The organism is Wolbachia endosymbiont of Madathamugadia hiepei, from assembly GCF_013366855.1.
Lineage (GTDB): Bacteria > Pseudomonadota > Alphaproteobacteria > Rickettsiales > Anaplasmataceae > Wolbachia.
In genome coordinates this window covers 1-2,439 of the sequence record NZ_WQMP01000146.1, presented here as the reverse complement: position 1 = coordinate 2,439, position 2,439 = coordinate 1, and the positions used below count along the sequence as shown (strand labels likewise).

Below are 2,439 nucleotides of genomic sequence, written 5' to 3'. Positions count from 1 at the left end.
GAGATTCAAGGGGTTACCTTGACAAAAGGTAAGGTTGATGACAGAAAACCAGTTCCAGATCTAACCAAAAAGCTAGTAGGTTTATTACTTGATAGAAATTTAAAGCTTGTTACCAAGATAAAAAAAGGTATAAAAAACACATTAATCTCGCTAAATGAGAAGATTGTTCTGAGGAAAAGACCCATCATTGAAACGGTTTTTGGTTACCTGAAAAACAGATTAGAAATTGAACATACTCGCCATAGATCTCCTATTAACTTTTTAGTTCACATCTTTTCTACGCTTATTTCATATTCCATGCAACCCAAAAAGCCCTCTATTTCCAGCTCTTTCTTTATCGGCTAATCCATAGTTAGCGTTATAAGCGCGTTTCAGCTTGTGTAGACAAAAACCTAGAAGTCTGGGTGAAATTAATAAAGACATGAGGTGCACATAGTGCAAAAAATTAAACATAAGACACCAACTGTGATACTTTCGTCGTTTAATCTGCACAGATTGAAGCTAAATGAATAGCTTCAATCTCATTGTAAGGGTAACGGCGAAAGTTGTCAAGTAGTTTTTTCGCACATGCCAAAGCTGGTTTGATGTGCGAGAGATCTATTGTGCAGCCACGTTTTTTTCTTCAACTTGGGGATTCATAACACATACAACGGGCGTATGGTCAGATGGGCTTTCCAGCTTGCGCAGCCTGCTATCTATATAACACGCTTCCAACCTGTCGACAGCTTGGGGTGATAGCAGCATATGATCTATTCGCATTCCTTGATTATTTCTTAGTGAACTGCCTTGATAGTGCCACCAGGTAAACTGTTGCAAATTCGGGTGGGATGTCCTAAATGCGTCTTTAAACCCGAGATTCAGGATTGCCCTTAACTTCTCGCGTTCTTTTATATGAAAACACACTTGACCATTCAGTAAAATTGGGTCAAAAACGTCAATTTCGTCCGGTGCAACATTGTAGTCGCCAGCTATAATAGTTAGCTCCTCATTCTTCAGCAAATAGCTCATTCTTTCGTGTAGGTTATCGAAAAACTTGAGTTTATACGCAAACGCGTGAGAGTCTGGGCTTTGACCATTTGGAACGTATACGCTGCCTACTTTTATCTTCTGATTATTGTACTTTACTTTGCACTCTATATAACGCGCTTCTTGATAGCCTTCTACGATGTCAATTTTAAATTTCTCTAGTATCGGATGTTTAGATAAAACACAAACACCATTTCTTGCAACTTGCCCATAGACGGCGCATTCATACCCGAGCTTCTCTATTCCCGCATAGGGAAATTGCTCTTCCGTGCACTTTGTCTCTTGCAGCAGGATTATATCTATCTGGCTATCAATTACGAAACTACAGAGCTGCTCGACTCTTTTGCGTATAGAGTTGACATTCCAAGTGGCAATTTTTAGCATCAGCAATCCTTATTAATCATATCAATTAAACTCTCTTTAGTAGGTAGCCTCGATGTTATGACTTTTTTCCATTTGATTGACTTCAAACTATCAGCAATATTCTTACTCATAGCGCATGCAACTATATCGCCCATTGCATGAGATAGGCCACTCTTTGAAACTAAAGAACAGAATATTCTTGCTGTCTGTGAAGAAAAAAAAGCAACACTATCGATTTTACTACCTGATAACAAGTTTTTGCACCTGTGAGTTAGGTTCCTTTTAATAATTGTCTTGTAGAGTATAACTTCCCTTACATTAAAACCCTCTTCAAATAACCTTTTTTTCAAATCGCATGATATTTCCTGTCCCCTGATATATAGGAACTTTACTGCTATTGAATAGTGATTTTTTATAAATGATATCAGACCCTCAACATTACTGTCTGCTGATATGATATCAGAGAACCCTAAATCCTTTGCAGTTTGCATCGTTGAGCTACCAACTGTAATGATTGGAAGGTCATCTACCCTGCATATTTGGCTAAATGCTTTCACACTGTTCTTACTTGTGGATATTACCACATCAAATTCATGCGCAGATATATCAGGCTGCAGATGTTTTATTGTGAATACTGGCTCTATATATACTTTATACCCATATTTCCTCAGCGCACTTCTCGTGTCCAGTGAGTCTGATAAAGGCCTAGTCAACAAGATAGACTTCATTCTAATCTACTTTACTACAGGTAAAATAATACCTTTATAAAAAAAATTACTGAATAAAAATTTTTAAGCAGATTATATTAACAATGCTGGACTCCACTGAAGTTTTATAGCTAAGCTTTACAGGATTTGCAAGAAGGCAAATTCTTGTTTACAAAAATTTCGAATAGATTAGCCTTATCCTATCAATTAACGCACTAAATATGCTATTAACGCTAACTATGAATTAGAAAAAGAGTAGAGAGAGAAATAGGGTAAACTCCAGTATTTTAGCAACAATAGGAGGTTACCCAATGCATAAGAATATAACAGAGTTATTCTGTTT

The 2,439-nt window shown here is 36.9% G+C and carries 3 protein-coding genes; 1 reads left to right on the top strand and 2 read right to left on the bottom strand.

From position 1 onward, the window contains the following. A partial coding sequence (locus GO685_RS04785) for a transposase (protein ID WP_175937802.1) occupies positions 1-345 on the top strand: 345 nt, incomplete at its 5' end. Positions 346-597: 252 nt separating this feature from the next. Here GO685_RS04785 and GO685_RS04780 read toward each other — a convergent pair. Continuing rightward, a complete protein-coding gene (locus tag GO685_RS04780; protein WP_175937801.1) occupies positions 598-1,410 on the bottom strand; it encodes an exodeoxyribonuclease III in 813 nt (270 codons plus the stop codon). Then, on the bottom strand, positions 1,410-2,117 hold the full coding sequence (locus GO685_RS04775; RefSeq protein ID WP_175937800.1) for a uroporphyrinogen-III synthase: 708 nt from the start codon (positions 2,115-2,117) through the stop codon (positions 1,410-1,412). Before GO685_RS04775 ends, GO685_RS04780 begins: the two co-directional genes overlap by 1 nt. Positions 2,118-2,439 lie beyond the last annotated feature (322 nt).